Origin of the sequence: Mesorhizobium sp. M2E.F.Ca.ET.209.01.1.1 (genome assembly GCF_004010375.2) — a bacterium.
In the GTDB taxonomy this organism is placed as follows: domain Bacteria; phylum Pseudomonadota; class Alphaproteobacteria; order Rhizobiales; family Rhizobiaceae; genus Mesorhizobium.
In genome coordinates, this window is the sequence record NZ_SADP02000010.1 from 86,876 (window position 1) to 112,552 (window position 25,677).

26 protein-coding genes and 1 tRNA gene are annotated in these 25,677 nt (G+C 65.1%); 17 read left to right on the plus strand and 10 right to left on the minus strand.

The genetic code is table 11. The annotated features are described in order from the left end of the window. Positions 1 to 60: 60 nt before the first annotated feature. From EN852_RS19220 to EN852_RS19245, 5 genes are all read left to right on the plus strand, one after another. The gene (locus tag EN852_RS19220) at positions 61 to 2,136 is read left to right on the plus strand and encodes a 3-hydroxyacyl-CoA dehydrogenase NAD-binding domain-containing protein (RefSeq protein ID WP_127876463.1); all 2,076 of its coding nucleotides are present in this window, start codon (positions 61 to 63) and stop codon (positions 2,134 to 2,136) included. 320 nt (positions 2,137 to 2,456) lie between these two features. Beyond that, positions 2,457 to 3,482: a BMP family protein gene (locus EN852_RS19225; protein ID WP_127876464.1), complete on the plus strand. Its 1,026-nt coding sequence runs from the start codon at positions 2,457 to 2,459 to the stop codon at positions 3,480 to 3,482. A gap of 251 nt (positions 3,483 to 3,733) precedes the next feature. Further along, a complete protein-coding gene (locus EN852_RS19235; RefSeq protein WP_127876465.1) occupies positions 3,734 to 5,254 on the plus strand; it encodes an ABC transporter ATP-binding protein in 1,521 nt (506 codons plus the stop codon). Continuing rightward, complete coding sequence (locus EN852_RS19240) at positions 5,254 to 6,309, plus strand: ABC transporter permease (RefSeq protein WP_127876466.1); 1,056 nt, start codon at positions 5,254 to 5,256, stop codon at positions 6,307 to 6,309. The genes EN852_RS19235 and EN852_RS19240 overlap by 1 nt, the downstream gene beginning before the upstream one ends. Continuing rightward, positions 6,306 to 7,250 (plus strand): ABC transporter permease, encoded by a 945-nt coding sequence (locus tag EN852_RS19245; RefSeq protein ID WP_127876467.1) that lies wholly within the window; start codon positions 6,306 to 6,308, stop codon positions 7,248 to 7,250. Before EN852_RS19240 ends, EN852_RS19245 begins: the two co-directional genes overlap by 4 nt. A 207-nt stretch (positions 7,251 to 7,457) precedes the next feature. Here EN852_RS19245 and EN852_RS19250 read toward each other — a convergent pair whose 3' ends face one another. Further along, positions 7,458 to 8,225, minus strand: a complete 768-nt coding sequence (locus EN852_RS19250; RefSeq protein WP_127876468.1) for an SDR family oxidoreductase — start codon at positions 8,223 to 8,225, stop codon at positions 7,458 to 7,460. 278 nt (positions 8,226 to 8,503) lie between these two features. Between EN852_RS19250 and EN852_RS19255 the strand changes: the two genes are divergently transcribed. Next, complete coding sequence (locus EN852_RS19255; RefSeq protein ID WP_095816548.1) at positions 8,504 to 8,659, plus strand: hypothetical protein; 156 nt, start codon at positions 8,504 to 8,506, stop codon at positions 8,657 to 8,659. 150 nt (positions 8,660 to 8,809) lie between these two features. After that, the gene (locus EN852_RS19260) at positions 8,810 to 9,748 is read left to right on the plus strand and encodes an LLM class flavin-dependent oxidoreductase (protein ID WP_127876469.1); all 939 of its coding nucleotides are present in this window, start codon (positions 8,810 to 8,812) and stop codon (positions 9,746 to 9,748) included. 2 nt (positions 9,749 to 9,750) lie between these two features. Here the strand turns inward: EN852_RS19260 and EN852_RS19265 are convergent, their stop codons facing one another. From EN852_RS19265 to EN852_RS19275, 3 genes are all read right to left on the minus strand, one after another. After that, entirely contained in the window at positions 9,751 to 10,665 is a 915-nt protein-coding gene (locus EN852_RS19265; protein ID WP_348643452.1) for a sigma-70 family RNA polymerase sigma factor, read from the minus strand. Next, the gene (locus tag EN852_RS42415; RefSeq protein ID WP_127865923.1) at positions 10,662 to 10,988 is read right to left on the minus strand and encodes an antibiotic biosynthesis monooxygenase; all 327 of its coding nucleotides are present in this window, start codon (positions 10,986 to 10,988) and stop codon (positions 10,662 to 10,664) included. Before EN852_RS42415 ends, EN852_RS19265 begins: the two co-directional genes overlap by 4 nt. A gap of 130 nt (positions 10,989 to 11,118) precedes the next feature. Then, positions 11,119 to 11,793, minus strand: a complete 675-nt coding sequence (locus EN852_RS19275) for an isochorismatase family cysteine hydrolase (protein ID WP_127876471.1) — start codon at positions 11,791 to 11,793, stop codon at positions 11,119 to 11,121. Between the two features lie 313 nt (positions 11,794 to 12,106). Between EN852_RS19275 and exbB the strand changes: the two genes are divergently transcribed. The 5 genes from exbB to EN852_RS19300 all read left to right on the plus strand — a co-directional run bounded on the left by exbB (position 12,107) and on the right by EN852_RS19300 (position 16,611). After that, positions 12,107 to 13,030 carry a tonB-system energizer ExbB gene (gene exbB / locus EN852_RS19280; RefSeq protein WP_127876472.1) on the plus strand — a complete coding sequence of 308 codons (924 nt, stop codon included), beginning with the start codon at positions 12,107 to 12,109 and terminating at the stop codon, positions 13,028 to 13,030. A gap of 5 nt (positions 13,031 to 13,035) precedes the next feature. Then, positions 13,036 to 13,536 carry a TonB system transport protein ExbD gene (exbD, locus tag EN852_RS19285; protein WP_127876473.1) on the plus strand — a complete coding sequence of 167 codons (501 nt, stop codon included), beginning with the start codon at positions 13,036 to 13,038 and terminating at the stop codon, positions 13,534 to 13,536. Then, positions 13,533 to 14,528, plus strand: a complete 996-nt coding sequence (locus tag EN852_RS19290; RefSeq protein WP_127876474.1) for an energy transducer TonB — start codon at positions 13,533 to 13,535, stop codon at positions 14,526 to 14,528. Before exbD ends, EN852_RS19290 begins: the two co-directional genes overlap by 4 nt. 99 nt (positions 14,529 to 14,627) lie before the next feature. Then, a complete protein-coding gene (locus EN852_RS19295) occupies positions 14,628 to 16,022 on the plus strand; it encodes a multicopper oxidase family protein (RefSeq protein ID WP_127876475.1) in 1,395 nt (464 codons plus the stop codon). Between the two features lie 94 nt (positions 16,023 to 16,116). Next, positions 16,117 to 16,611 (plus strand): hypothetical protein, encoded by a 495-nt coding sequence (locus EN852_RS19300; protein WP_127876476.1) that lies wholly within the window; start codon positions 16,117 to 16,119, stop codon positions 16,609 to 16,611. A gap of 32 nt (positions 16,612 to 16,643) precedes the next feature. On the opposite strand, the gene EN852_RS19305 is transcribed toward EN852_RS19300, so the two are convergent. Further along, the gene (locus tag EN852_RS19305) at positions 16,644 to 16,823 is read right to left on the minus strand and encodes a hypothetical protein (RefSeq protein WP_127876477.1); all 180 of its coding nucleotides are present in this window, start codon (positions 16,821 to 16,823) and stop codon (positions 16,644 to 16,646) included. A 298-nt stretch (positions 16,824 to 17,121) separates the two neighbouring features. Here EN852_RS19305 and EN852_RS19310 point away from each other — a divergent pair, with 298 nt between their 5' ends. The 3 genes from EN852_RS19310 to EN852_RS19320 all read left to right on the plus strand — a co-directional run bounded on the left by EN852_RS19310 (position 17,122) and on the right by EN852_RS19320 (position 20,753). Further along, a complete protein-coding gene (locus tag EN852_RS19310; protein WP_127876478.1) occupies positions 17,122 to 18,921 on the plus strand; it encodes an AsmA family protein in 1,800 nt (599 codons plus the stop codon). Beyond that, on the plus strand, positions 18,881 to 20,155 hold the full coding sequence (locus EN852_RS19315) for an AsmA family protein (protein WP_189546053.1): 1,275 nt from the start codon (positions 18,881 to 18,883) through the stop codon (positions 20,153 to 20,155). The genes EN852_RS19310 and EN852_RS19315 overlap by 41 nt, the downstream gene beginning before the upstream one ends. Before the next feature lie 271 nt (positions 20,156 to 20,426). Continuing rightward, positions 20,427 to 20,753 (plus strand): hypothetical protein, encoded by a 327-nt coding sequence (locus EN852_RS19320; protein WP_127876480.1) that lies wholly within the window; start codon positions 20,427 to 20,429, stop codon positions 20,751 to 20,753. A gap of 343 nt (positions 20,754 to 21,096) precedes the next feature. Here the strand turns inward: EN852_RS19320 and EN852_RS19325 are convergent, their stop codons facing one another. Then, positions 21,097 to 21,540, minus strand: a complete 444-nt coding sequence (locus EN852_RS19325; protein WP_095816539.1) for a hypothetical protein — start codon at positions 21,538 to 21,540, stop codon at positions 21,097 to 21,099. 173 nt (positions 21,541 to 21,713) lie between these two features. Next, positions 21,714 to 21,789, minus strand: a tRNA-Ala gene (locus EN852_RS19330). Between the two features lie 168 nt (positions 21,790 to 21,957). On the opposite strand from EN852_RS19330, the gene EN852_RS19335 reads away from it, so the two are divergent. Both EN852_RS19335 and EN852_RS19340 read left to right on the plus strand, forming a co-directional pair. Continuing rightward, positions 21,958 to 22,257 carry a YggT family protein gene (locus EN852_RS19335; protein WP_127876481.1) on the plus strand — a complete coding sequence of 100 codons (300 nt, stop codon included), beginning with the start codon at positions 21,958 to 21,960 and terminating at the stop codon, positions 22,255 to 22,257. Next, a complete protein-coding gene (locus EN852_RS19340) occupies positions 22,257 to 22,568 on the plus strand; it encodes a DUF167 family protein (protein ID WP_127876482.1) in 312 nt (103 codons plus the stop codon). The genes EN852_RS19335 and EN852_RS19340 overlap by 1 nt, the downstream gene beginning before the upstream one ends. Before the next feature lie 227 nt (positions 22,569 to 22,795). On the opposite strand, the gene EN852_RS19350 is transcribed toward EN852_RS19340, so the two are convergent. Genes EN852_RS19350 through EN852_RS19360 form a run of 3 tightly spaced genes read right to left on the minus strand, consistent with a single transcriptional unit; the run spans position 22,796 to position 25,525 of the window. Continuing rightward, positions 22,796 to 23,677 carry a MurR/RpiR family transcriptional regulator gene (locus EN852_RS19350; protein ID WP_127876483.1) on the minus strand — a complete coding sequence of 294 codons (882 nt, stop codon included), beginning with the start codon at positions 23,675 to 23,677 and terminating at the stop codon, positions 22,796 to 22,798. Between the two features lie 7 nt (positions 23,678 to 23,684). Further along, the gene (ugpC, locus tag EN852_RS19355) at positions 23,685 to 24,752 is read right to left on the minus strand and encodes a sn-glycerol-3-phosphate ABC transporter ATP-binding protein UgpC (protein WP_127876484.1); all 1,068 of its coding nucleotides are present in this window, start codon (positions 24,750 to 24,752) and stop codon (positions 23,685 to 23,687) included. A 2-nt stretch (positions 24,753 to 24,754) separates the two neighbouring features. Next, positions 24,755 to 25,525 (minus strand): SDR family oxidoreductase, encoded by a 771-nt coding sequence (locus EN852_RS19360; protein WP_127876485.1) that lies wholly within the window; start codon positions 25,523 to 25,525, stop codon positions 24,755 to 24,757. Between the last annotated feature and the right edge of the window lie 152 nt (positions 25,526 to 25,677).

Sequence of the window (25,677 nt, forward strand, 5' to 3'; positions counted from 1 at the left end):
TCCCATTCGCCGGCGTGGCTAGTAAACCCTTGCGCGGTCGCAGGTTTTCGGGAGGTCCGCTTGTCCAGTTCTGTCAGCGTCGCGAACGACAACGGCGTGGCGGTGGTCACCATCGACAACCCGCCAGTCAACGCGCTGAGCTTTCATGTCCGCAAGCCGCTTTACGAGGCGCTCACCGCTTTGCGCGACGATCCCGCCGCCAGAGCGATCGTTATCGCCTGCGCCGGGCGGACTTTCGTGGCCGGCGCCGACATCACCGAATTCGGCAAGCCTGTAGAGCAGCCGGAACTGCGAGCCATTATCGCTTTGCTTGAAACCATCGCCAAGCCGACGGTCGCCGCCATTCACGGCACGGCGCTGGGTGGTGGGCTGGAGCTGGCATTGGGCTGCCATTTTCGCGTCGCGGAAAAGAGCGCCAAGCTCGGCCTGCCGGAAGTTAAGCTCGGCCTCTTGCCGGGCGGCGGTGGCACGGTGCGCTTGCCACGCTTGGTCAGCGCCGCGAAGGCGCTCGCCATGATCGTTTCCGGCACGCCGATCTCGGCCGGCGAGGCGAAGGCGGCCGGTCTTGTCGACGATGTTGTCGACAGTGACCTCTTAGTGGAGGCAGTTCGTTTCGCCAGCGAAATGGCCGACCGAGGCGGGCCGTTCGTGCCGGTGCGCGACCGCAATGACCGCCTTGCCGGAACGGATCTCGCCGCCTTCGACGCCCAGGCGGCCGATCTGGCCAAAAAGGTGCGCGGACTGGAAGCGCCGCTTGCCTGCGCCGAAGCCGTGCGCAACGCTATCACCTTGCCCTTCGACGAGGCGCTGGCCGCCGAGCGGCAGCTTTTCCTGAAACTCGTTTCGGGCGACCAGTCGCGGGCGCAGCGGCATCTGTTCTTCGCCGAGCGCGAGGCGGCAAAAATTCCTGGCAAGGACCTGCAGAAGCGCCAAATCGCCCGGGTCGGCATCATCGGCGCCGGCACGATGGGTGGCGGCATCGCCATGGCCTTCGCCAATGGCGGCCTTCCGGTGACGTTGCTCGAGACCAGCGAGGAAGCGCTGCGGCGCGGGCTGGCGACAATCGAAAAGAACTATGCGGTCTCCGTTAGCCGCGGTTCGTTGACGGAGGAGGCCAGGCGGAAGCGCCTCGAACTGTTCAAGGGCAGCACCGACTATGCCGACCTTGCCGGTTGCGACCTTATCATCGAGGCCGTGTTCGAGGATATGGCGGTGAAGAAGGACGTCTTCGGTAGGCTCGACGCAGTCGCCAGGCCCGGCGCCATCCTCGCCACCAACACCTCCTATCTCGACGTGAACGAAATCGCCGCCTCGACCTCGCGGCCGCAAGACGTGCTCGGCATGCATTTCTTTTCGCCGGCAAACGTCATGAAGCTCCTGGAAATCGTGCGCGCCGAAAAGACCGCGCCGGAGGTGCTGGCGACGGTCACCGATCTCGCCCGGCGCATCGGCAAGGTGGCGGTCGTCGTCGGCGTCTGCCACGGTTTTGTTGGCAACCGGATGCTCTCCGCGCGGGGCGCCGAAAACGAGGCGCTCTTGCTTGAAGGTGCCACTCCTGCCCAGGTCGACAAGGCGTTTACCGATTTCGGCTGGCCGATGGGACCGTTCCAGATGGGCGACCTCGCCGGCCTCGACATCGGCTGGCGCAACCGCAAGGCGCGCGGCCAGACAGCCCTGATCGCCGACAAACTGTGCGAACAGGGTCATTTCGGCCAGAAGACCGGAAGTGGGTGGTACCGCTATGAGAGCGGCGCGAGAGAGCCGATCGCCGACCCGGAAGTCGAGGCGCTGATCCGCGCTAAGGCGGCGGAACTCGGAATCGCCCGGCGTGAGATCGGCGCGGAGGAAATCATCGAGCGCACGCTCTATCCGTTGGTCAACGAAGGCGCGAAGATCCTCGCTGAGGGCATCGCCGCGCGGGCTTCCGACATCGATGTCGTCTGGGTCAACGGCTACGGCTTTCCCATCGGCAAGGGCGGACCGATGTTCTGGGCCGGGCTTGCGGGCGCGGGCAAGATCGTCGAGCGGCTGGAGTATTGGCACCGGCGGACCGGACGGGCGATTTTCGAGCCGGCGCCGGCGTTGAGGCGGTTTGCGGAGACTGGAGCTTGGGAAGGCGCGGGCGGTGCCCCGTAACTTCGTCATTCCAGGGCGAAGCGAAGCGTAGACCCTGGAATCCATGCCGTAACTTCAAGCGAAGAATGCCACGGTGCAGAACAGGCATTGGCGCAGCCGTTGCTGGTTCTGCACCGTTGAGGAGCGTCGAGGTCACGGCATGGATCCTCGGGTCTGCGCGCGTCGCTTCGCTCCTTGCTCCGCCCGTGGATGACGAACACGGTAGCGACAAGCCAAATTTGACCATGTGGACAAAACTCAGACGCCGTTCCATAGTCCTCAGCGTCTGACATTTTTGGAACGGCCGGCTCGACACGGCTGTCGAACAGAGGGGCACTTCAATGGAAAACGACCGTAGCAAAACGCAACGCGCCGGCCTGTCGCGGCGCAACCTGCTGGAGCTTGGCGCGCTCGGCCTCGCGGCCACCGTGCTGCCCGGCGCGGCCTTCGCCAAGGACAAGAAGCTGAAGGTGGCGGCGATCTTCGCCACGCCGATCGAGGAGCCGTGGGACAACCAGATCCATGTCGCGCTGCAGAAAGCCGAGAAGGAACTGGGCATCGAATACAAATGGTCGGAAAAGGTGCAGACCGCCGACTTCAGCCGCGTCATGCGCGAATATGCGCAAGGCGGCTACCAGCTGGTGCTGGGCGACGCCTTCGCCGCCGAGCGCGAATCGCGAAAGACCGCCAAGCAGTTCCCCAAGACGGCCTTCCTGTTCGGCTCCGGCGCTGGCCCGGCCGAGCCGAATTTCGGCGTCTTCGACAACTGGATCCATGAACCGGCCTATCTCTCCGGCATGATCGCCGGAAAGATGTCGAAATCGGGCACGGTCGGCGCGGTCGCGGCGATGGGCATTCCGGAAGTGAACCGGTTGGTCAACGCCTTCTTTGCCGGCGCCAAGGAGGTCAATCCGAACGTCAAGAAGAAGGTCGCCTTCATTGGCTCCTTCTTCGATCCGCCCAAGGCCAAGGAAGCCGCGGTGGCGCAGATCGATGCCGGCGTCGACGTCATCTATGCCGAGCGCTTCGGCGTCATCGAGGCGGCGGTCGAGAAGAAGATCCTTGCCATCTCCAACATGTCAGACCAGGCGAGCCTCGGCCCGGATACGGTCATCACCGGCCCGGTCTGGGACATGTATCCGACGGTCGAGCAGGCGATCAAGCTGGTCAAGGCCGGCGTCTTCACCGCGCAGGACTATGGCGACTTCTCGCGCATGGCCAAGGGCGGCTCGTATCTCGCGCCCTACCACAAGTTCGACAAGACGCTGCCTGCGGAAGTCAAGGACTTGGTCGAGAAGAAGAAGGCCGAGATCCTCGAAGGCAATTTCCGCGTCGACGTCGACGAGAACACGCCGGTTTCGGATTGATGCATTGTTGAGGGGTGGCGCGAGGCCCCCCCTCTCTGTCCTGCCGGACATCTCCCCCTCAAGGGGGGAGATTGGCAGTTCCGTTGACGGCGCTCGATCTTTCAACGCTCGATCTTTTCAACGTTGGAAGGTGGCGAAGGGCGGCGTGACATCTGATCTCCCCCCTTGAGGGGGGGATGGCCGGCAGGCCAGAGAGGGGGGCCTCGCGCTGCCCTCGGCGGTTAGCCGGATCACAAATCCAGGGAGCACCCTTGTCCGCCCCACTCATCGAAATGCGCGGCATCACCAAGAGCTTCGGCGCCGTCAAGGCGAATGAGGCCGTCGACCTCAGCGTGGCGCCCGGCGAGATCCTCGGCCTGCTGGGCGAGAATGGTGCCGGCAAGACGACGCTGATGAATGTGCTGTTCGGCGCCTATGCGCCGGATGCCGGCGACATCCTGGTCGAAGGCAGGCCGGTCGCCATCCACAATTCCGCCGATGCATTGGCCGCCGGCATCGGCATGGTGCACCAGCATTTTCACCTCGCCCCGCGCCTCACGGTGCTGGAAAACCTGCTGATCGGCATTCCCGGCAAGTCCGGCCGCATCGACCGCGCGCGCGGGCTTGCCCGGCTCACCGAGATCAGCCGGCAGTATGGGCTGAGCCTCGACCCGAACCTGCCGGTGTCGGCTCTGTCGGTCGGCGAGCAGCAGCGGCTGGAGATCATCAAGGCGCTGTTTCGCGGCGCGAAGCTTCTGCTCCTCGACGAGCCGACGGCAGTGCTGGCGCCAAGCGAAGTAGACGGCCTGTTCGCCGCCCTGCGCTCGATGGCGGCGCAAGGGCTAGGCATCATCTTCATCTCACACAAGCTCAACGAGGTCAGGGCGCTCACCCATCGCTGCGTCGTGCTGCGCCACGGCAAGGTCGCCGGCCGCGTCGACCACCCGGCAAGCACCACATCGGCGGAAATGGCGAAGCTGATGTGCGGCCACGAAATCGTGCCGCCGGTCAGGGAGGCTTCGACGCCAGGCGCTTCGGTGCTGACGCTGGATGGCATATCCACTTCGGGTCACGCCGGCACCCCGTTGCGCGATGTCTCGCTTTTCGTCCGCGCGGGCGAGATTCTCGGCATCGCCGGCGTCTCCGGCAACGGCCAGCGGGCGCTGGCCGACGTCATTTCCGGCATGCTGCAACCCAGGGCCGGCACCATGACGATAGCCGGCAAAACAGTCACGCAATTCTCGCCGCGCGAGCTGCAGGCGCTTGGCCTCGGCCGCATTCCGGAAGACCGGATGACGACCGGCCTGGTGACCGACCTGCCTTTGGCCGATTCCATGGTGCTGCCGCGCATCGGCACCGAGGCCTTCAGCCGCAACGGGTTGCTCCACTCGGCAGCGATCCGCGCCTTCGCCGAAGCGCAGATCAAGGCTTACGACATACGCTGTCCTGGCCCGATGGTCCGCGCCGGCGCGCTGTCCGGCGGCAATCTGCAGAAGGCGCTTTTGGCGCGGGAACTCGCCTTCGACCCAAAAGTGCTGATCGTCTCGCAGCCGACGCGCGGCCTCGACATCGGCGCCGCCCGCTTCATCCACGAGAAATTCCTCGCCATGCGGGCGAAAGGCTGCGGCATCATTGTCGTCGGTGAGGATCTCGAGGAATTGCTGATGCTCTCGGACCGCATCGCGGTGATGTATGAGGGCCGCATCGCCGGCACGCTTCCCAGCGCGGACGCCACCGTCGCAAGGCTCGGCCTGATGATGACCGGCGCAGGACACCGCGAGGAGGCGGCCTGATGTTTCGCCTCGAAGCCCGCACGTCGACACCGGCCTGGTTCAACCTGGCCCTCCCGCTCATCGCCATCGGCGTCACGCTGGTGCTCTGCAGTGGGCTCATTGCCGTGGCCGGCGCCGGCGTGAACGAGGCCTATGGCGTGATGCTGTCGGCCTCGCTCGGCGACAGCTACGCCATCACCGAGACGCTGGTGCGCGCGGCACCCATGATCTTCACCGGTCTTGCCGTGGCGATCGCCTTCCGCGCCAAATTCTGGAACATCGGCGCCGAAGGCCAGTTGCTCGCCGGCGCGGTGGCGAGCTGCTTCGTCGGCGCGATCCCCATGCCGGGCTATCTCGCCATGCTTCTGATGGGGCTGGCGGGCGCCGCCGCCGGCGCGCTCGTCGCGCTGGTGCCGGCGACATTGCGCGTCAAGTTCAAGGTCGACGACGTAGTCAGCTCGCTGCTGCTCAACTCGGTCATCTATTACGCGCTGATGGCGCTGATCGAAGGGCCGTGGAAGGACACCTTTTCCGGCTACCCGATCTCGCCGCCGATCGAGGATTCCGCCAACTTCCCGGTGCTGATCGAAGGCACCCGCCTCCATCTCGGCGTCGTCGTGGCGCTGATCGCAGCACCCCTTTGCTGGTTCCTGATCGCGCGCACCACGCTCGGCTTCCGCATCCGCGTCACCGGGGAAAATCCGGAAGCCGCCCGCTATGGCGGCATCAACGTGCAGCGCGTGCTGCTCTCGACAGCCCTGCTCTCCGGCGCGCTGGCGGGCTTGGCCGGCGTCGGCGAGGTCGGCGGCGTGCACTTCCAGGTGATGAGCGACATCTCGCCGGGTTATGGCTATTCCGGCATCGTCGTCGCGATGCTCGCCAGGCTCAACCCGCTCGGCGTGGTGCCGGCGGCGATCTTCCTCGCCGCCGTCATGACCGGCGCCGAGGCGATGTCGCGCGCGACCGGCGTGCCGGCTTTCCTCAGCGACGTCATCCAGGGCACGGCGCTGCTTGCCATGCTGGTGGCGCTGCTCTTCACCGCCTATCGCATCCGCCGCGTGGGAGCGCAGACATGAGCGCGGTGTTCGAGCAGATCTTCCAGGTCGGCTTCCTCGCCGCCATCATCCGCATTGCCACGCCTCTGGCCTTCGCGACGCTCGGCGAAATGTTTTCCGAGCGCGCCGGCGTGCTCAATCTCGGCATCGAGGGCATCATGCTGCTCTGTGCCATGGCCGGCTTCACCGCCGCCAGCCTGAGCGGCAGCCTGTGGCTTGGCGTGCTGGTGGCCGTGCTCACCGGCGCGCTGATGGGCGCGCTGCATGCGCTGTTCACGGTCGCGCTGGGGCTCAGCCAGCATGTCTGCGGCATCGGCGTGACCTTGTTTTCCTCCGGCCTTGCCTATTTCCTCTACCGGCTGATCTTCGGCCAGCAATCGGTGCCGCCCAGCATCGACGGCTTCAAGCCCATGCCCATCCCGCTGCTCTCGGACATCCCGATCCTGGGGCCGGCCGTGTTCAACCAGTTCACGCTGGTCTATATGGCGATCATCGCCGTCCCGCTCGCCGCCTTCGTGCTCTACCGCACGCCATGGGGGCTGTCGGTGCGCATGGTCGGAGAAAACCCGCGCGCGGCGGATTCCGCCGGCGTCAGCGTGATTGCCACGCGCTTCCAGGCGGTGATCCTGGGCGGCGCGCTGATGGGTCTTGCCGGCGCTTTCCTCACCATGGCGCAATTCAACGCCTTCACCTTCGGCGTTGTCTCGGGCCGTGGCTGGGTGGCGATCGCGCTGGTCGTGTTCGGACGCTGGGACCCCTGGCGCTCGGCGGGTGCCGCGCTGCTCTTCGCCTTCGTCGACGCGCTGCAGCTCCGGATGCAGGCGAGCGGCCTCGGCCACATCCCTTACGAAACCTTCCTGATGCTGCCCTTCATCTTCACCATCGTCGCCATGGCCTTCATGTCGCGCAATGCGGTGGCGCCCTCGGCGCTACTGAAACCGTTCAGAAGGGAAGAGCGGTAGGCTCGGATTTCCTCGCCCCCGCAAAGCGGGGGAGAGGTGGCCGCGAAGCGGCCGGAGAGGGCGCTGCGCCGACGGTCGAATGGTTGCTCTTTCTGCGCCGCGTTTGCGCCAAATTCTCAGCCGGTTCTGGCTTCACGCAGGGCGTCCCCTCTCCGTCTCGGCTTCGCCGAGCCACCTCTCCCCACTTTCGTGGGGCGAGGAAAAGCCTCAAATCGCCGTGAACGCGTTGTCGACAAACAGATGCGCGCCGTTGACGAAGCTCGACTCGTCGCTGGCCAGGAACAGCGCGGCCTTCGCCACCTCCTCCGGCTCGCCGATGCGCCCTTGCTGTGCGGCCATGGCGGCATCGGAGACGTCGACGCCGAGCTTGCCGAGATCGGCCACTTCGCGAAGTCCGTGCGGCGTGCGGATGAAGCCGGGGCAGACGGCGTTGCAGCGGATGTTGCGGTCGCGGAACTCCACCGCGATGGCGCGGGCGAACATGTGGCAGGCGCCCTTGGTGGTGTCGTAGAGCACCTCGTTCGGCGTCGCCGCCACCGCCGAGATCGACGAGGTGCAGACGATCGAGCCGCCGCCGGCGGCGATCATGCCGGGCAGCACCGCGCGCGTCATCAAAAACATCGAGCGGACATTGACGGCGTGCAGCCAGTCCCATTCCTGCAGCGTCGTCTCCAGGAACGGCTTTATCACGATTGTGCCGGCGTGGTTGAAAAGCACCGTGACCGGGCCGAGCCTATCCGTCGCCGCCGTCACCGCCGCCTCGACCTGCGCCTCGTCGGAAACATCGGCCACAAAATGCTCCGCCACATGGCCCCGCGCCCGGATCGCCGCGGCGGTCTTGCCGGCCGCCTCGCCATTGCGGTCGATGATCGCCACCTTGGCGCCCTCAGCGGCGAACAGCTCGGAGGCCGCCCCGCCCATGCCCGTCGCGCCGCCCGAGATGATGGCGACCTTGCCCGCCAGCCTTCCACCCATTTTCGTCTCCCTGGATTCGGTGAGGTGTCTTTGATGCTACCGCGTCGTGCGGGGGATGGCCAAGCGCTCGAACGATGCCTTTTGCCGCTGAAAGCCCGTGGTCCCGGGCATTTGCCGGGCAGCCCATGCTCCGCCTGCTCCCTGGATGCTCCGCTCCGCAGGAGCATGAGTTACCTGGATTGCGCCCTCTATGAGAACATTCTCCCAAAAATCCTTGAAAAATAGCAATCGACAAAGTCTACTAACTTTATAGATTAAGCCCTGAGACGGAGGCCGATATGTCCTATATCCAGAACGCTCAGACCGCCCGCAAGGGCCAAAGGTTGACCGCCGACCAGAGCTGGAGGCCCGCCTATGGCGGTACCTTCGCCTATCTCGTCTTCGCGCTTGCATTCGTGTTCACCGGCGCGGTGGTGCTGGGGCTGATCCCCTGATTTCAAGGCGGGCCGAGACCTGCCGTCAAACAAGCTGAGTTGCGTAACCGGAGTGGAAAGCTGGCCGAGCGCCGGGGCGCCGTCGCGCGCCCGCGGATTTGGTTCGAAGGCTTTGGAGCGGGGCAAGCCGACGTGATGGAGGAGATGGCAATGCCGATCGAGTTCACGCATGTTCCCGGTAAGGCTGCCAATGGCAGCTTCTTCTATGATTTCGCCGAGACGGCGACCAAACTGTCGCTGATCGAGGACGCCGGTTTTCGCAGGCTGGTGGTGGACGATCCGGCCGGCCTGCTCAACAATATGGACATCGCCGCGCAGACGCTCGACCGCACCGGCTCGCTGGAGGTGGTGCTGACGCATTGGGCCGGCGTGATCGAACCGACAGTGGCGGCAAGGCAGCTCGCCGCGCTCGATCGCAGGGGTGGCGGCCGCCTGTCGCTTCGCATGCTGAGCGAGCCGCTGGAAGACAGCGATGCCGAGGCGCGGCCGGTCGGCCATAGCGTGGTTTGGCAGCGCATCGACGAATATCTGGTGCTGCTGAAGCGCCTCTGGTCGAACGACAGGCCGTTCGACCATGAAGGCGCCTTCTACAGCGTCCGGGGCGGCTTCGTGCCGCGCAAGGGCCCGCATGGCGCCGATCTCGTCATCCGGCTCGGCGGCCAATCTGGCACCGCGCTGAAGGTCGCCGGCAAACATGCCGATGTCTTCGAGCTGGCCGCCGGTTCGCCGGACGAGGTGCGGCAATTGATCGAGCGCGCGCGCGGCGCCGCGGCGGAACATGGCCGCGCCGGCAGGTTGCGCTTCGCGCTGCCGGTGCGCATCCACGCGGATGGCTGGAGCGGAACCCCGGATCACAAGGCGGTCGAGCTCGCCGGGCCGCCGGCGCGACTTGCTCTGGCGCTTTTGCCCTATGCGGCGCTCGGCATCGAGGAATTCATGATCAGCGGCATCGACCGTCCGGGCGACATTGCCCGCATTGGGCGCGAAACCATCACGCTGCTCGCCAACTCGCTGGCGCGCCGCGAGCCGGAGGTTCCGCAACCGGGTGCGTTTGCCTCATCCCCCTTTGCGGAACACCGTATAGGTTGAAGTCACGGCGCGCCGGAGTACTCCAGGCCGTCCATCACGTAATCCGCGAACAGGAAATCGCGGATGCCGGCGATCCGGCCGTCCTCCCAATCGATGAGGATGAAGTAGCGCGGCGGTCCATCCGGACGCTCCGGGCTGGTGACCAGGATGGCGGGCCGGCCTTCGACAAGTCCGGTCGCGAAATGCCAATGCGTTTCGTCGCCATAGCGGCCGAAATAATTGCCGACAAATTCCTTGCCGTCGGCGCGTAGGCGATTGACCAGCTCCAGCTTGACGTCCTCGGCCAAAAGACCGCGCAGCGTATCGAAATCCCTGGCGTTGAAGGCGGCCACATAGTCGCCCAAGCGGCGCATGTCCTGCCGGTCGAGCGCCGGACGGGGCGGCGCCATGCGCGGCGCGGCCGCCAGCTTGCGCAAGCTTTCGCGCCCGCGCTGCAGCGCGCCCTTGATCGCCGTGTCGGATGTGTCGAGGATTTCGCCGATCTCCTCCAGGCTGTGGCCGAGCACGTCCTTCAGCACGACCGCGCATCTTTGCGCCGGCGGCAGCTGCATCAGCTCGGCTAGGCTCGCCTCGGCGGCGATGCGAGCGTCCTGCGCCGAATTCTCGTCGGCGATCGTGTCGAGCTCGACCTCGCTCTCGCGGCCCCGTAACCGGGCGCGCTTGCGCAGGAAATCGAGCGCCGCGTTGTGCGCGATGCGAAACAGCCAGGGTTCGGTCCTGTCGGGCATGTCGCCATTCCTGATCGCCACGAAGCCTTTGGCCAGGGTCTCCTGGACGATGTCCTCGCCATCGATGACCGATCCGACCATGCGCGACGCGTAGCGGTGCAGCTTGGCCCTCAGGCCGGCGGCCTCGCGCTCGAAGGCGCGAAGCCGGGCCTCGGTCGTCGCGGCGGACTGATCGTGCAAACCGGTCACGCAACCTCCTGGTCTTCGATCCCGCCCGTATGCGAATAGGTCGTGTGACCCATCATGCTCTCGCCAGCTGCGAGCCCGACGATGCACTTCATGTAGTCGGCGAAACGCGGATCGGCACGAAAGGCCGCGATATCCTCGGCCGAACGCCATTGCGAGATGTTGGCGACCTTGCTGCCGTCGCCGCCGACGACCACGGATGATGACAACGAGCCCGGCTGCTTGCTGAAGAAGTTTCGCGTGCCCTCGGCGAGCGTCGTGGCGAGTTCCTGCTGCTTGCCCGGCTTGGCGGTGAAGACGTTGATCAAGGTCACTGTGGTCGACATGGCTCGGCTCCGTTTGTCCTGCGGGCGGAGGCCGTCGCGGCGCTCGCCCCTGTCACGACCCTCAAGACGAAGGCGGAACCGGAAACGGAACGGTGCGGCGGAAAAATTTCGATGACACCGCAAATAACTTTCAGCGCACGGCGCCCGCGAGCTGCCGCAAAGCCGCAATGACGGTTTGCGAGTCGGCGAGCGCGCCGAAGATCCCGTCCTCGACGGTCACCATGTGCAGCGCTGCTTCATGCGCATACTGGTCGCCGCTGGCGCAGGCGTCCGAAATCGTCAGGCACTGGAAATTGCGGTCGCAGGCCTCGCGCAAGGTGGTGTGCACGCACACATCCGTCGTGCACCCGGTGAAAAGCAGATGCGTTATGTCTCGCGCGCGCAGCACCATCTCCAGATCCGTATAGGTGAAGGCGCTGTTGCAGGTCTTGTCGATGATGACGTCCTGCGGCGCGACGTCGACTTCCGCGGAGATCTGGAAGCCCGGACCCGAGCGCAGCAGGACATCGGTACCGTCGAGGCCAGCTCGCTTGCGGCGCCATTTTTCGTATGGCGTCATGTCGGCGATGTCGGCGCGGTAGCCTTGCCTTGTGTGGATGATGACGAGGCCAGCGGCGCGCGCCGCGGCAATCAGCCGGTTGACCGCCGGCAGGATGGCTCTCAGCGGCGACGGATCATAACCTTTCCTGGCGAAATAGCCGGTCGGAGACAGGAAATCCTCCTGCAGATCGATAACCAGCAGCGCGGTGTGTTGCGGCACCAGCCTGTCGTCATAAGGGAAGTCGAATGGTATCGCCTTGATCATCGGTCGCCTGCTTTGGAGCAATTCCAGGAAAAGTGCGCGGCGGTTTCGGTTCGGTGCCTTCGCCGCAGCCTCCGTCCGCAATCGCACGATGAATAAAGCTCGCTTGCTCATGCGCATCGTGCCCGGCAACTGCCTTGCGGTCCAGACCTGCAGCATGCGCTGGTGGGACAACGGGTCCGTGATAAATTGTTGAGCAGTACAGTCATCTTTATAGTTGACTCGTGATGTCATGTTTCATAGTCAACCGGCGTGACTGCCTGGCGTCTGTGTGGACGGCGGCCGCCGCGTTGCAATGATGAAGCGAGGACGAGCCTTGTCCCGAAACGGCCTCTTAGCGGCGCTGGCAGCGTCGCTCCTTCTTTCGGCAAGTATCGCTGCGGCGCAGGAACGATCGGCGGCGCCTGCGCCGGTTGAGCAGGCGCCGGCCACAACGACCCCGCAAACACCCGCGGCAGAGACGCCGGCCGCGCCGGGGAGCGCCCAGCCGGCTCCAAACGCAGCCGTTAGCGCAGAGCCTTCCATCTCGCTGACACTGCCGCATGACCTCTCGCCCTGGGGCATGTTCATGAATGCCGACATCATCGTGAAGGCGGTCATGGTCGGGCTGGCCTTCGCGTCTCTCGTCACCTGGACGATCGGGCTTGCCAAGTCGCTGGAGGTCTTCGGCGGCAAGCTGAGGGCCCGCCGCGCTGCCGATGCGATCGGCAACGCCGCGACGCTCATGCAGGCCGGCCGCGAGCTTGGCCACAGCGGCGGTCCGGGCGCCCTGCTGGTGCGGGCAGCCGAAGAAGAACGGGCGCTCTCGGCCGGCGCGCTCGACCACGTTTCCGGCGACGGCCTGAAGGAACGCGTCGCTTCCAGGCTCTCGCGCATCGAGGCGGCGGCGGCGCGGCGCATGTCGTGCGGCACCGGGCTGCTTGCCACCATCGGCTCGACCGCGCCCTTCGTCGGCCTGTTCGGCACCGTCTGGGGCATCATGAACGCCTTCATCGGCATCTCGCAGGCGCAGACCACCAACCTCGCCGTCGTGGCGCCGGGCATCGCCGAGGCGCTGCTTGCGACCGCGATGGGCCTGGTGGCGGCCATTCCGGCGGTCGTCGTCTACAACGTCTTCGCGCGCTCGATAGCCGGCTACAGGCAGATCCTCGCCGACGCCTCCGCCGGCGTCGAGCGGCTGGTCAGCCGCGATCTCGATTTCCGCACGGTGCCGCCGGCGACGGCCATGGCGGCGGAGTAACGGCGATGGCGGCGCGCATTCGCGAGACGGCCGGCGACGATCTCGAGGAAAGCCACGACATCAACGTCACACCGTTCATCGACGTCATCCTGGTGCTTCTAATCATCTTCATGGTCGCGGCACCGCTCGCGACCGTCGACGTCAATGTCGACCTTCCCGGATCGACGGCGACGCCCGCGCCGCGCCCCGAAACGCCGCTGTTCCTCACGCTGAAAAGTGACCTCACGCTGGCGATCGGCAATGACAGCGTGCCGCGTCCGGCCTTCGCCGGGATGCTCGACAGCCGCACCAAAGGCGACAGGCAGACGCGCATCTTCCTGCGCGCCGACAAGACGGTCGGCTATGGCGACCTGATGGAGGTGATGAACCTGCTGCGGAGCGCCGGCTATCTGAAGGTGGCGCTGGTCGGCCTCGAAGCCACGGGCGGCGGCGGACAGGCTGCGCCAGGAACTCCTGCGGCCGGCGCGAGCCCTGCTCCGACACCGGGCGGAAGCGCGGCGCGATGACGGCCGCCACCCTTTCCCGCATGTCCCAGCCGCGCTTCGGTCCGCGCGAGGCCGGCCTGTGGACGAGCGCCGCCGCGATCATTCTGGCCGTCCATGTCGTGGCCGGCTATGGCCTGCAGCGCTTGAGCTTCGCCGACGCACAGGACGGCGGTTCGCTGCCCGCGCTGGCGGTGGAGTTGGCGCCGCTGCCTATCGTCCCGGTCAGCGCCGACGATGCCGCCATGCTGGACACGCTGACACCCGATCAACCCGACCCGATCGTCGAGCCAACGGACAAGCCTGTCGAGGCGCATCCCGTGACCGACCCGTCGTCCGAGCCGGTGGTGGAGGAACCCGAGCCCGTAGCGGAGCCGCCGGTCGAGACCGAGAAAGCGGAAGAGATCGAGCAAGCCGAGCCGGCGGACCAGAAGATGGCGGCGCTGAGCGGGCAGCAGCCGCTGGAAGAGGTCGTGCCGGACCCCTTGGTGGCGATCAATCCCACCGTCGTCGTCCCATTGCCGGAGCCGAGACCGGTCGAAAGGAACGTCAAGGCGGACAGGCCGATCGAAGCGAAGAAGAAGGTCGAGAAGAAGCCGTTCGACAAACCGAGGGAGCGGCCGAAGAAGGAAAAAACGGCGCCCCCGAGAGCATCCATAACAGCCAGCATCGATGCAAAGGCGCAGGGCAAGGCGGCTGCCCCCAAATCGACCGGGGCAGCCTCGCGGTCCGGCGACAGTTCCAAGTGGAATGCTCAACTGAGATCGTGGTTGGGCCGACATACGCGCTATCCGAGCGCGGCACGTTCCAGACGGGTCGAAGGTGCCGTCAATGTGACTTTTGTTGTTGGCGCTTCCGGCAACGTGAGCTCCGTCCGGCTGGCGCGTTCCTCGGGCGACCCGGATCTCGATCGGGCCGCGCTGGGTGCCCTTCAAGGAGCGACCGTGCCCGCGCCCCCGCCCGAAAAGGCCGGCACCAGCGTAACGGCGCCATTGTATTTCTATGTTCAGGATTAAGGAGATCGCCTTCGTGGATGTCATGCTATCGGCGATAGGTGCCCCAAGCGATCGGCTCTATGTTGATTTGCGCCAAGAGCCTTCTCATTCGAAAGCCCTATGACCATGCTAACCCGTCGCACTCTTCTCAAAACCGCAGCCGTCGCCGGTCTCGCCGGAACCGGTGCCGCAGCCTTCGGCAGATTGACGGGACTCGCTGCGCCCACGACCGAGCCGCTGACCCTGAAGACCGCCAGCATCGAGGCGCGGCTGATGGACGGCGCGCCGACGAAGAACGTGCTGACCTATGGCGAGGCAGGTCCGCCGCCGGTGATCCGAATGAGGAAAGGCGAGGCGTTTGCCGCGCGCTTGATCAACGGCATCGATGATCCGACGACCATTCACTGGCACGGCATCCGCGTTCCCAACAAGATGGACGGCGTGCCGTTCCTGATCCAGCCCTATGTCTATCAGGGCGACCATTTCGACTATGCCTTCACCCCGCCCGACGCCGGCACCTTCTGGTATCACCCGCATTGCAACACGCTGGTCCAGATGGGTCACGGCCTGACCGGCGTGATCGTGATCGAGAACCCGAAGGATCCCGCCTTCGACGCCGAAATGGTGATCAACCTGCGCGACTGGCGACTCGGCGACGATGGCCAGTTCATCGAGGCGTTCAGGCCGCGCGACGCCGCCAAGGCGGGCACTTTCGGCACGGTGCGCACCGCCAATTGGCTCGACCAGCCGCAATTCGACGCGCCGGCCGGCGGGCTGGTGCGCTTGCGCGCCGCCATCACCGACGTCACCCGCATCTACGCCTTCCGCGTCGACGGCGCTGAGGCGACCGTCATCGCGCTCGACGGCAATCCGGTGCCGCAACGGTTTGCGCCGGACGCCTTGCAGCTCGGGTCTGGCCAGCGGCTGGAACTAGCCATCCGCATGCCCGACAAGGAAGGCGCGATCGTCAGCCTGCGCGACGTCCGTGGTACCAAGCCGAAGGTCGTGGCGACACTGCGTTCGGTCGGCAAATCGCTCAAGCACGATCTGCGCGATCTCGGCCCGCTGGAAGTCAATCCGGTGGCGGAGCTAGACCTTTCCAGCGCCAGGCGCATCCCGCTGGCGCTGAGCGCCACGGCGGAAAACGTTTCGGCCGACAGCATCTGCGGTTCGCTCGGCTACAGTTTCTGGGCGATCAACAAGGTGCCGTGGCCGGGCGACACGCCGGACCCGACGGCGCCGCTGGCCGAATTGAAGCTCGGCCAGAGCTACATCATCGACATGGAAAATCTCACCCCGCACGCGCACCCGATCCATTTGCACGGCATGAGCTTCAAGGTGCTGTCGTCCTCGACCAGGCCAGTGCAGCCGCTCGTCTCCGACACCTACCTCATCCAGCCCGATGAGAAGGTGCAGCTAGGATTTGTCGCCGACAATCCCGGCGACTGGCTGCTGCATTGCCACATCATCGAGCACCAGAAGACAGGCATGACGAGCTATCTTCGGGTGGCGTGAGCGCGTCTCGTTTTCGTGAGGTGGGTTGACCGCGCCGCCTGATTGCCTAGGTAGGCAACTGGCAGGCGGGCGACACGCAACTCCGACCGACGGCATGACATTTTTGCGCATTCGAAAACTTGCCCTAGTCGCGGCGGGCATTCCCATCCTGTCGTCCTGCGTCATCCCCGACGACACGTCGAGCATCGCCAAGGTCGACGCCACCACGGCTGCCGCTCGCAAGGAGATGGTCGGTCTCAGTGAGGCCGATGTCCGCATGTGCGCCGGCTTTCCGACCGCGACGGCCGATGTGGGATCATCCGGCCAGATCTGGACCTATCAGCGCACCGTGCAGCGCGGCAATCTCAGCATCGCGGTGCCGACCATGGCCGTGGGCGCGATCCCCGCTGTCGGCGGGTCCGTCAATGTCGCCCCTGGGGGCTACTGCAACACGCAGATCCGCATGGTCGGCGGCCAGGTCGCCGAGGTGGCCTATGCCGGCGACAACAACCTGCCGAACAGCATCGATGCGCTCTGCGTCAGCACGGTCGACGCCTGCGTGGCCTATGCGCGCCAACACCGTCACGGCGCGCCGGTGGTCTCCAGGTGAGTGGGACCAGGCCGGTCCGAGCTCCGTTTGCGTCAGCGTCCTCCGGGGTGAATGGCGCCGGGTTCCTTTTCTGAGGCATCGGGCGAACCAGGCCGGTCCCGGTCTCTGCGGATTTGGGGCGGCGGGACATCCATCAGGTTTCTCACCTTGGCATTGTTGTGCGCGTGGATGATGGCGCGGCTGAAATGGAGCAGGGTTCCGAGCACTGACATTGGCACGTCCTCCATTGGATTGCTGATATGTCGGTGGCGGGCACCGGACAGTGCCCCTGGTCTGTTTCACGGGAATGGCTCGGAAACCGGCTGATCGTTTCCAATCCCTTTGGTTCTGGAAACACTTGCGTGCAAACCGCTTCGATCGCGATGGGCCTCGGCGAAAGAGCCGACGGGCTGCCTGGACCAGTCCGAAATTCGTCCGGCGCGCGGCTCGTGGTTCGGCAGGATTCAGTCGGGCGCCGGAAGCCTGTATGCTCGACGATACTGATTCTTCCGATCATTTTGGCTGGTCGATTTGAGAAAAATCGTCGCTGCACTCACCGTAGCTGTGGTTCTTGTCGTCGGGCTGCTCTTGCTTCTGCCCGCTCTTGTTTCGACCGACTGGGTCCGTGGCGAATTGAGCCGGCAACTGTCATCCGCGACCGGAATGACCATCCGGCTCGACGGACCTGTCAGACTGTCGCTGCTGCCAAGGCTGGCGGTGGTCGCGGATGATATCTCGCTCTCGACCGGCACTGGCGACATCGCGATATCCGCGCCGCGCTTCTCGACGTCGATAACCCTGTCATCGCTATGGTCGAAAAAGCTTGAGATTCAGTCGGTCGCGCTGGCGGACCCGACGATCGCGCTCAAAGCCTCCGCGAGCGCGGAGCCAGCTCCGGAACCGAAGGATGTTCAGGCCGATCCGTTCGCGGCGATCGTTGATACGCTCGAGCGGCTGGCGATCAACCAGCTGACCATAACGAACGGCACCCTTACCTCAAACGCGTCGACCGGCAAGGCCGTCGCGGTCACGGCAATCGACGCCGATCTGAGGGTTCCGGACCTCGACCGGGAGGTTTCGTTTTCACTGGCCGCCACCAGCGGCGACCGTCGCATCGACATGAGCGGGAGCCTTTCCGCCTTGCGGCCCATCCTGAAACGGCTGCCGGCCCAAATCGCCATCGAGGCGCGGCTCGACCCGGCGCCGGTTGCCAAATTCTCTTCCTTGCAGGCGAGCGGCGAGATCCAGCTTAACGGCAATGGCAGCTATCAGATCAAGAGCGGAAAGTTCGAGGTCGGCGACCAGAGCTTCCAGATGGACGCGCTGTTTCAACCTGGGGCGCGGCATCGCTTCTTCGCCGACCTGGCAGCCAAGCGCGTCGATATCGACGCCTTGAACGATCTTGGAAACGCCAGCGGTGGCAAGCCTCCGGCTGGCTCCGGCGAGCCCGACCTTGCCATGCTGTCCGCTTTCGATGCCGACATCAGCGTGACAATCGATGAACTGGTCGGGGGCAAGATACGGGCGTCCGACGTCCAGCTCGCCGCAACATTGCGCGACGGGCATCTCGAGGCAAAGCTGGAGCATTTCGGCCTCGATGCGGGAAACCTCACCGCGAATGCCTCGACCAATGTCGCTGAAACGCCTCCCACCATACGGGGCAATGTTGCGAGTTCAGGGCTGGACATCGACTCGATTGCGAAGCTGGCCGGACAATCCGTGCCGTTGTCCGGCAAGCTCACGGCCGATATGGGCTTCGCTTTTCGCGGGCTCACCGCGCAACGCATCCGCGGCAGCGCAAATCTGCAGGGAACGGTCGGGATTCGCGAGGGCAAGCTTCCGCTTGCGGCGCCTGCCGATGCCCGCACGGCCAACGACATCACCGGCCTCAATCTTGATGCGAAGGTTCGCGACATCGGCGAGCCGGTCGATGTGACGGGCAAGCTCGCCTGGCGGGGGCAAGCCGTGACGTTCAAGTCTCAGGTCGCGCCCGCATCCTTTCTGGCCGGCGGCTCCGTTGCCGACGCGTCCGGGGCCGATCAGCCTTTCGGTCTCCTCCAAATATCTCGAAGGCAGCATAAGCGGTACCGTCGGGGGCGGCACGTTCAAGGGCCAAGTCTCGGCCACATCGCCCTCGGTCGACAGGCTGATGCAATGGCTGGGACAAGGCGCTTCCCGCAGCCTGCAGGACTTTGCCTTCAAGGGCGATGTCGATGCCGGCCCGAAGCAATTCTCCTTCCAGAAAGCCGCCATCGCTTTGAACGGCGTCAAGGCGTCAGGGCAAGGCTCGGTGAAGCTGGGAGAGCCTCTCACCATCCGGACGTCGCTTAATTTCGCGAAGCTTGACCTTGCGGCGCTCGCCGGCGGCGGCGGAGCCGCGGCCGGCGGCAAGCAGAAACCGGGCGCGGCAACCGACGCGCCGATCGATCTCTCCTTCCTCAAGGGACTTGATGCCAAGGTAGATATCCAGGCCGACAAGCTTGGCTATGGAAAGGTCTTTGCAGGGCCGGTGGCGACCAGCCTGACGGTGACCGACGGCAAGGCTCACCTGAATGTGCCGCAAAGCCCCTTCTACGGCGGCATGATTGCCGCGGAAATGACCGCCGACGGTTCCGGCGACGCCGCCTCCCTGGCTCTCAACACCGCGATCACCGGCGCGGCCGCTGCGCCCTTGCTTCATGACGCGGCGAATTTCGACCGTATCGAAGGAACGCTCGATGCGACGGTCGCGGTCTCAGGCTCGGGAAAGACCACGAAATCGCTTGCCCGCTCCCTCGCCGGCAAGGCGGCGACCAAATTCAGCGACGGCGCCTTCCGCGGCATCGACATAGCGGAGGTCTACAACAACCTCGTCGGACTGCTCGCCGGCGGCTTCAAGCAGGATCAGGCCAAGAAGACGACGTTCACGGAACTTGGTGCCTCATTCGCGATCGAGAATGGCGTCGCGCAGACGACGGATATCAGCCTGCTGGGCCTGCTGGTGCGGATGGACGGCTCGGGCAAGATGGACCTCGCCGAACAGACGCTCGACATGCGGCTCAACCCTCGCGTCGTCGCTTCACTCGCCGGGCAGGGTGGCGACGTTGCCGTGAAGGGCATCGGGGTGCCGGTCGTGGTCCAGGGCCCGCTCTCAGCGCCCCGTGCCTATCCGGACCTCAGCGCGTTGGCCAAGGACCCGCAGGGTGCGCTGGACATGTTGAGCCACCTCGGTCTGCCGACCGGAAAACTCAATCTCGACAAGCTGATCCCGGGCCAGACAGGCTCGAACGCAGACGGCTCCGGCAAGGGACCGGCGGATCTGATCGGCGACCTTCTGCGCAACGCCGCGCCCCGGCCCAAGGCGCCGCCCGCCGCTCCGGAGGCAGCCGCGGCGCCCGACAATGGCAATACGGAAAACGCGACGCCGCCGACAAGTTCGGACACCAGCAGCGAGACCGAAGCCGCCGCGCCGGCGGCGGAATCCGCCCCCGTCGATCCGCAAGCCGACCCCCAACCCGCCCCTGCTTCGCCCGAAGCTCCGAAGAAAGGCGAAATAGACACGCTTCTCGATCAGCTGGCGAACTAGCGTTAGGGGTGCGCCGGGATCGCTAGTGGCACTGCATAGGGATTTTGACTGGTCGGCTCGGCTCGCATTGGCAAGTGGCATGCGTGGGAGATTGGCCGAAACGCCCATCGCGAAAGACAGCGCTCGCTCTCGTCACCTCAGGCTGACGCCGGCGCGGTACATGATCTGACGCTCATATGTGCGGCCGAAAATCAAAGTGATCTCGGGCGCCCCAAATCGCCCCCAATCGGGACGTTCTTCCAGCCTTATTCTGAAGACGTTGGAGAGGCCTATGAAACTGTCTGTTCTTGCCCTTGCCGGGACCATGCTGGCGGTGATGCCGGCGGTCGAGGCGGCGCCGATATTCGGCGTGCCGGCCGGAAATAGTCTGGTGCAGGAGGCGCATGTCACATGCGCTTATCTGACCGAGGACGGCTACTGCGTGCGGTCGTACAAGAAGCACTGGAAGCCGAAGCACTACTACCGGCCCGTCTATCGCACCTATGAGCCGCAGCCGCCGGACGAATATTACTGGCGCTATCAGCGTCCGCGGCCGATTATCCGGGTCGTTCCCAACTACCCGCGGGATGAAGACAATTGGGATGATTGGGACGATTGAGCCCGCCTGGAGCAATTCCAGGAAAAGTGTGAAGCGGTTAAAGCATGTCTCCCGAAAGTGGGAGCCGGTTTCGGGATAAAAGACATGCGTAAAGTCAAAAACCTAAAGCGCATGGAGCGAATCTGAAAGATTGCGACGCGCTTTAGGCTCGGCGACTTCGCCGTAGCCTTCCTCCTGGAAATTGCGACAAAACAAAGAGACGGCGCGGTTCGCCGTTTCCGTGGAACGGTGAAACGCTCTAAGGCCAGAGCCACGCTTCGTGCCTGCGTGTCTTTATGCCTCCAGCGGCCGGCATTCGGCGCCCAGGCAGCGCCTTTGCCGGCCCTTCCGGGAGCTGCGTCTTCTACCGCTTCAGCGCGATGCTGATGCCGCTGAGATCGGCGTTGACCTGCAGGCCGACCTGCCTGCCGGTGAGCTCGAGCTGGGCGCCCTTGTCATTGGTCATGACGATCACCTGGGCGCCTTTGCCGACCGCGCCGCCGCCGCCGGCAGCGCCGTAGACTCCTGTCACGTCGCTGGCGCGGCGGATGCGGCGCACCGTGCCCTGGAAATAGGTCTTGGAGGCGCCGAAGGCGAGGCCGCCCGAGACGCCGCCGACGGAGATCGGATAGCGCTTGCCATGAAAGGTCAGCGTGCCCTCGCCGCCGGAGCCGCCGATGAAGAAGGCCGCCTTGTAGACGGAAAAGCGGATCGTGCCGGTGTCGGCATGCGCCGCGCTGGCAATGCTCACGCCCGCGGCGGCGATTGCCGCGACCGCGACCGAACGGAACCTGGATGAAATCTGCATGATGGAACTCCTCAAGATCGCCGCTTGCCCAACCGGCCGCGCACGTCGGCTTCAAATGTATAGCTGAACCGAATTGCCCCGCCATTGGTTCCAGGCACGCGGCCCGAAATCCGGCGGTCACGAAATGGCGAGCGAGGAAGGCGTAAGCGACGAGAGCACATGCTTGTGCTGGCTGGTGGAGCTGAGGGGGATCGAACCCCTGACCTCATCATTGCGAACGATGCGCTCTCCCAGCTGAGCTACAGCCCCGTTCCAGCGGATCGGCTTGTATCGGTCGCGGCCGTTTGATGTCAAGGCGAAAGACCGGCCCGGCCACAAGCGCTGTGACCGGGCGGGCCTTGCCCCTCACGCCAAGCCCGCGGGCCTTGCCCACAAGCCAAGCAATGGCTACATGTCGGCGACAATTTGGAGACCGGCATGATCGCCCTTATTCAGACCATCGTCATGGCGCTTGATATCTACTGGTGGATCATCATCGCCTCGGCGATCTTCTCCTGGCTCTACGCCTTCAATGTCGTCAATTCGCGCAACCAGTTCGTCGGCAGCGTCGGCAACATGCTCTATCGATTGACCGATCCGGCCTTGCGCCCGATCCGCCGCTTCATGCCCGATCTCGGCGGCATCGATATTTCGCCGATCATCCTGCTGCTGATCCTTTTCTTCATCCGGCAGTTCCTGGTCACCACGGTCTGGTCCTGGGTCGTGACCGGCGGCTGATGAGCTCGCCATTCCGGTTGCGCGAGAACGGCATCGACCTCTTCGTGCGATTGACGCCGAAGGCGGCGCTCGACCGGATCGAGGGCGTCGAGACCGCCGCCGACGGGCGCAGTCACCTCAAAGCCCGCGTGCGCGCCGTGCCGGAGAACGGCGCCGCCAATCAAGCGCTGGAACGGATGATGGCCAAGGCGCTGGGTGTGCCGGTCTCGGCCGTTTCCGTGGTCGCCGGTGGCACCTCGCGGCTGAAGACTCTGCGGGTGGTGGGGGATGCGGCTGAATTGGCGAAAAGCGTTGAGGCACTGATCGAGTAATCCAAGATTCGAGATGCTGGCGGGACAGCGCCGCCCTCTGTCCTGCCGGACATCTCCCCCACAAGGGGGGAGATTGGCAGCTTCGGCGCCCCGTTTTGTTCTGCAACGTTGGAGATTGACGAAAGCCGGCGTGACATCTGATCTCCCCCCTTGTGGGGGAGATGGCCGGCAGGCCAGAGGGGGGCGCGAAGGATCGCCAGCTTTGACGGCGCAAGCTGCTGCATCGCTCAATCCCCCAGCGGCAGCTTCGGATCGTCCACCTTGAGCGTGTTCACGCTCTGCTTGATGCGGCGCAGATTCTCCAGCACTTTCGGCCCGCGCGATTCCGCCACCGTGGTGGCGATCATGTCGACGATGGCCAGAAGCGCGTAGCGCGACGATGTCGGCTTGTAGATGTTGCCGTCCTCGACCGACTGCAGAAGGATCACCGTGTCTGCTGCCTTGGCCAGCGCTGAGTCCGGCGCGGTGATGGCGACGGTGGCGGCGCCATATTGCTGCGCGACCTCGACCGCTTCGATCACCGAGCGCGCATAGCCGGAGACCGAGAAGGCAAGCAGCGTGGTCTCGGGCGTGGCGACGGCGGCATACATGCGCTGCAGCTGGCCATCGGTCTGGGCGAGCGCCGAGAGACCCAGCCGGAACAGCCGGTTCTGCATCTCCGTCGCCATCATCGAGGAGATGCCGCCGGAGCCGATGCAGAGCACATTGCCGGAGCTTGCAATCCGGGCGGCGACTTCCATCAGCGTCGTCATGTCGAGGTTTTCGCTTGCCCGCTGGATGGCGGCGATCGCCGCCTCGGTGATGGCGGACGCAATGCGCTGCTCGCGCGCATCGCGGCTGAGCGGCTCCGGCGACAGATACTGGCCGCCGATAGCGATCGCCTGCGCCAAGTAGAACTTGAAGTCGCGCAGCCCCTCGCAGCCGAGATTGCGGCAGAAGCGCGTGACCGTCGGCTCGCTGACACCGACGCGCGCGGCGATTTCGGAGATGGCCGCCTTGGAGGCGAAATCGAGATCGGAAAGCACCAGTCCCGCCAGCCGGCGGTCCGATCTGGTGCCGTCCTGCGATATCAGTTGCAGGCGGGTGATGATGTCGGCCGGGCTCTTCATCGTCTTCTCACAGCGGCAGGCCTGTCGCCTTGTCGAACAGGTGGATGTTGCGCGGGTCGACGCTCACCGGCAGCCGGTCGCCGGGCTTGACCTGCAGCCGGTCGCGAAACACCGCGCGCACCGTGTCGTCGCCGACCGAACCATAGACATGCGTTTCCGAGCCGGTCGGCTCGACGACATCGACCTTAATGGCGATGGCCTCGTCACCGGCGCCGACCACGAAATGCTCGGGCCGGATGCCGGCCTCGACCGTGTCGCTGCCGGAAGCCGCGCCGCCGGCAAGCGCCAGCCGGCCGCCGCCCTTTGTCTCGAACCAGGACTTGGCCCCCGCAGTCCTCAGCGCGCCCGAGACAAAGCTCATCGAGGGTGAGCCGATGAAGCCGGCGACGAATTTGTTGGCCGGCCGGTCATAGAGGTCCAGCGGCTGCCCGACCTGCTGGATGCGGCCGCGATCCATCACCACGATGCGGTCGGCCATGGTCATCGCCTCGATCTGGTCGTGGGTGACGTAGACGATGGTCGATTTCAGCCGCTGGTGCAGCGCCTTGATCTCGGTACGCATCTGCACGCGCAATTGCGCGTCGAGATTGGAGAGCGGCTCGTCGAACAGAAACACTGAAGGCTCGCGCACGATGGCGCGACCCATGGCGACGCGCTGACGCTGGCCGCCCGACAATTGCCTCGGATAGCGGTCGAGATAGGAGAAGAGGTTGAGCACGCCGGACGCCTTCTTCACCTTGTCGTCGATCGCCGCGCGTTTCTCGCCGCGGATCTTCGGGCCGAAGCCGATATTTTCCGATGCCTTCAGATGCGGGAACAGCGCGTAGGACTGGAACACCATAGCGATGTTGCGCTTCTGCGGCGGCAGGTCGTTGGCGCGTATGCCGCCGATGACGAGATCGCCGGAGGTGATCGTCTCAAGTCCCGCCAGCATGCGCAAAAGCGTGGACTTGCCGCAGCCGGACGGCCCGACCAGCACGACGAACTCGCCGGTCCGGATGTCAAGGTTGATGTCTTCCAGGATTTTGTGCTGGCCGAAGGATTTCGACAGATTGCGGAACTGGACGTCGGTCATGGTCACGCTCCCAATATGTCGTCGATGAAAGGCAGGTAGCCGGCCGTCAGTCCGGCGTCCACGGGCACCACGGCGCCAGTTATGCCGGAAGCGCGATGGGAGGCAAGGAACGCCACCGCTTCCGCCACTTCCGAAGCATTGACGATGCGGCCGAGCGGATAGAGCCGCTGCAGCCGGCCGAGGATCTCCGGATCCTTGGCCAGGCGATGGTCCCAAGCGGCGGTGCGGATCGAGCCTGGGCAGACGACATTGGCGCGCAACCCGCTGCGGCCGAGCTCGACGGCGACCGATTTAGCATAGGCGTTGATGCCGGCCTTGGCCGCCGCATAGGCCGGATTGCCGAAATGCGCGATAGCGTTGACCGAAGAGATGAAGACGACGCTGCCCGCGCCTCGCCCGGCCATCGCCTTGATCAGCGGATCGGCGAAACTCATCACGCCGGTCAAATTGAGGTCGAGCTCCTGCTCGATCTTCTCCGCCGTCAGTGCCTTCAGCGTTTCGGCGCGCGTCCAGCCGGCATTGTTGATCAGGATGTCGGGAACGCCGTCCTTGTCGAGCAGCGCAGGGATGGCCGCTTCGATCGAGGCCCGGTCGAGCAGGTCGAAGACATGACGCGAGGCGATATACGGGCTGGCCAGCGCCTCCGTCGACTGGTCGCAGCCGACGATGCGCGCGCCGCGCTCGGCCATGAGCTCGACGATCGCCGAGCCGAGGCCGCCGCCGGCGCCGGTGACGACCACGGTCTTGCCTTCGAACTCGGCTGTCGAACCCACGCTGCGCCCTCCTCCACGCCCTTATTTTGAGCCAATAAGCTAGCCAAGCAAATGTAATTAAGCAACACGATAATCCGCTTGCGCGGCGTGAAATCCTGGATAATGTAGGAAAGTAACATAAATCCTGTGCTCCTAAGGGCCAGGCGCCAACG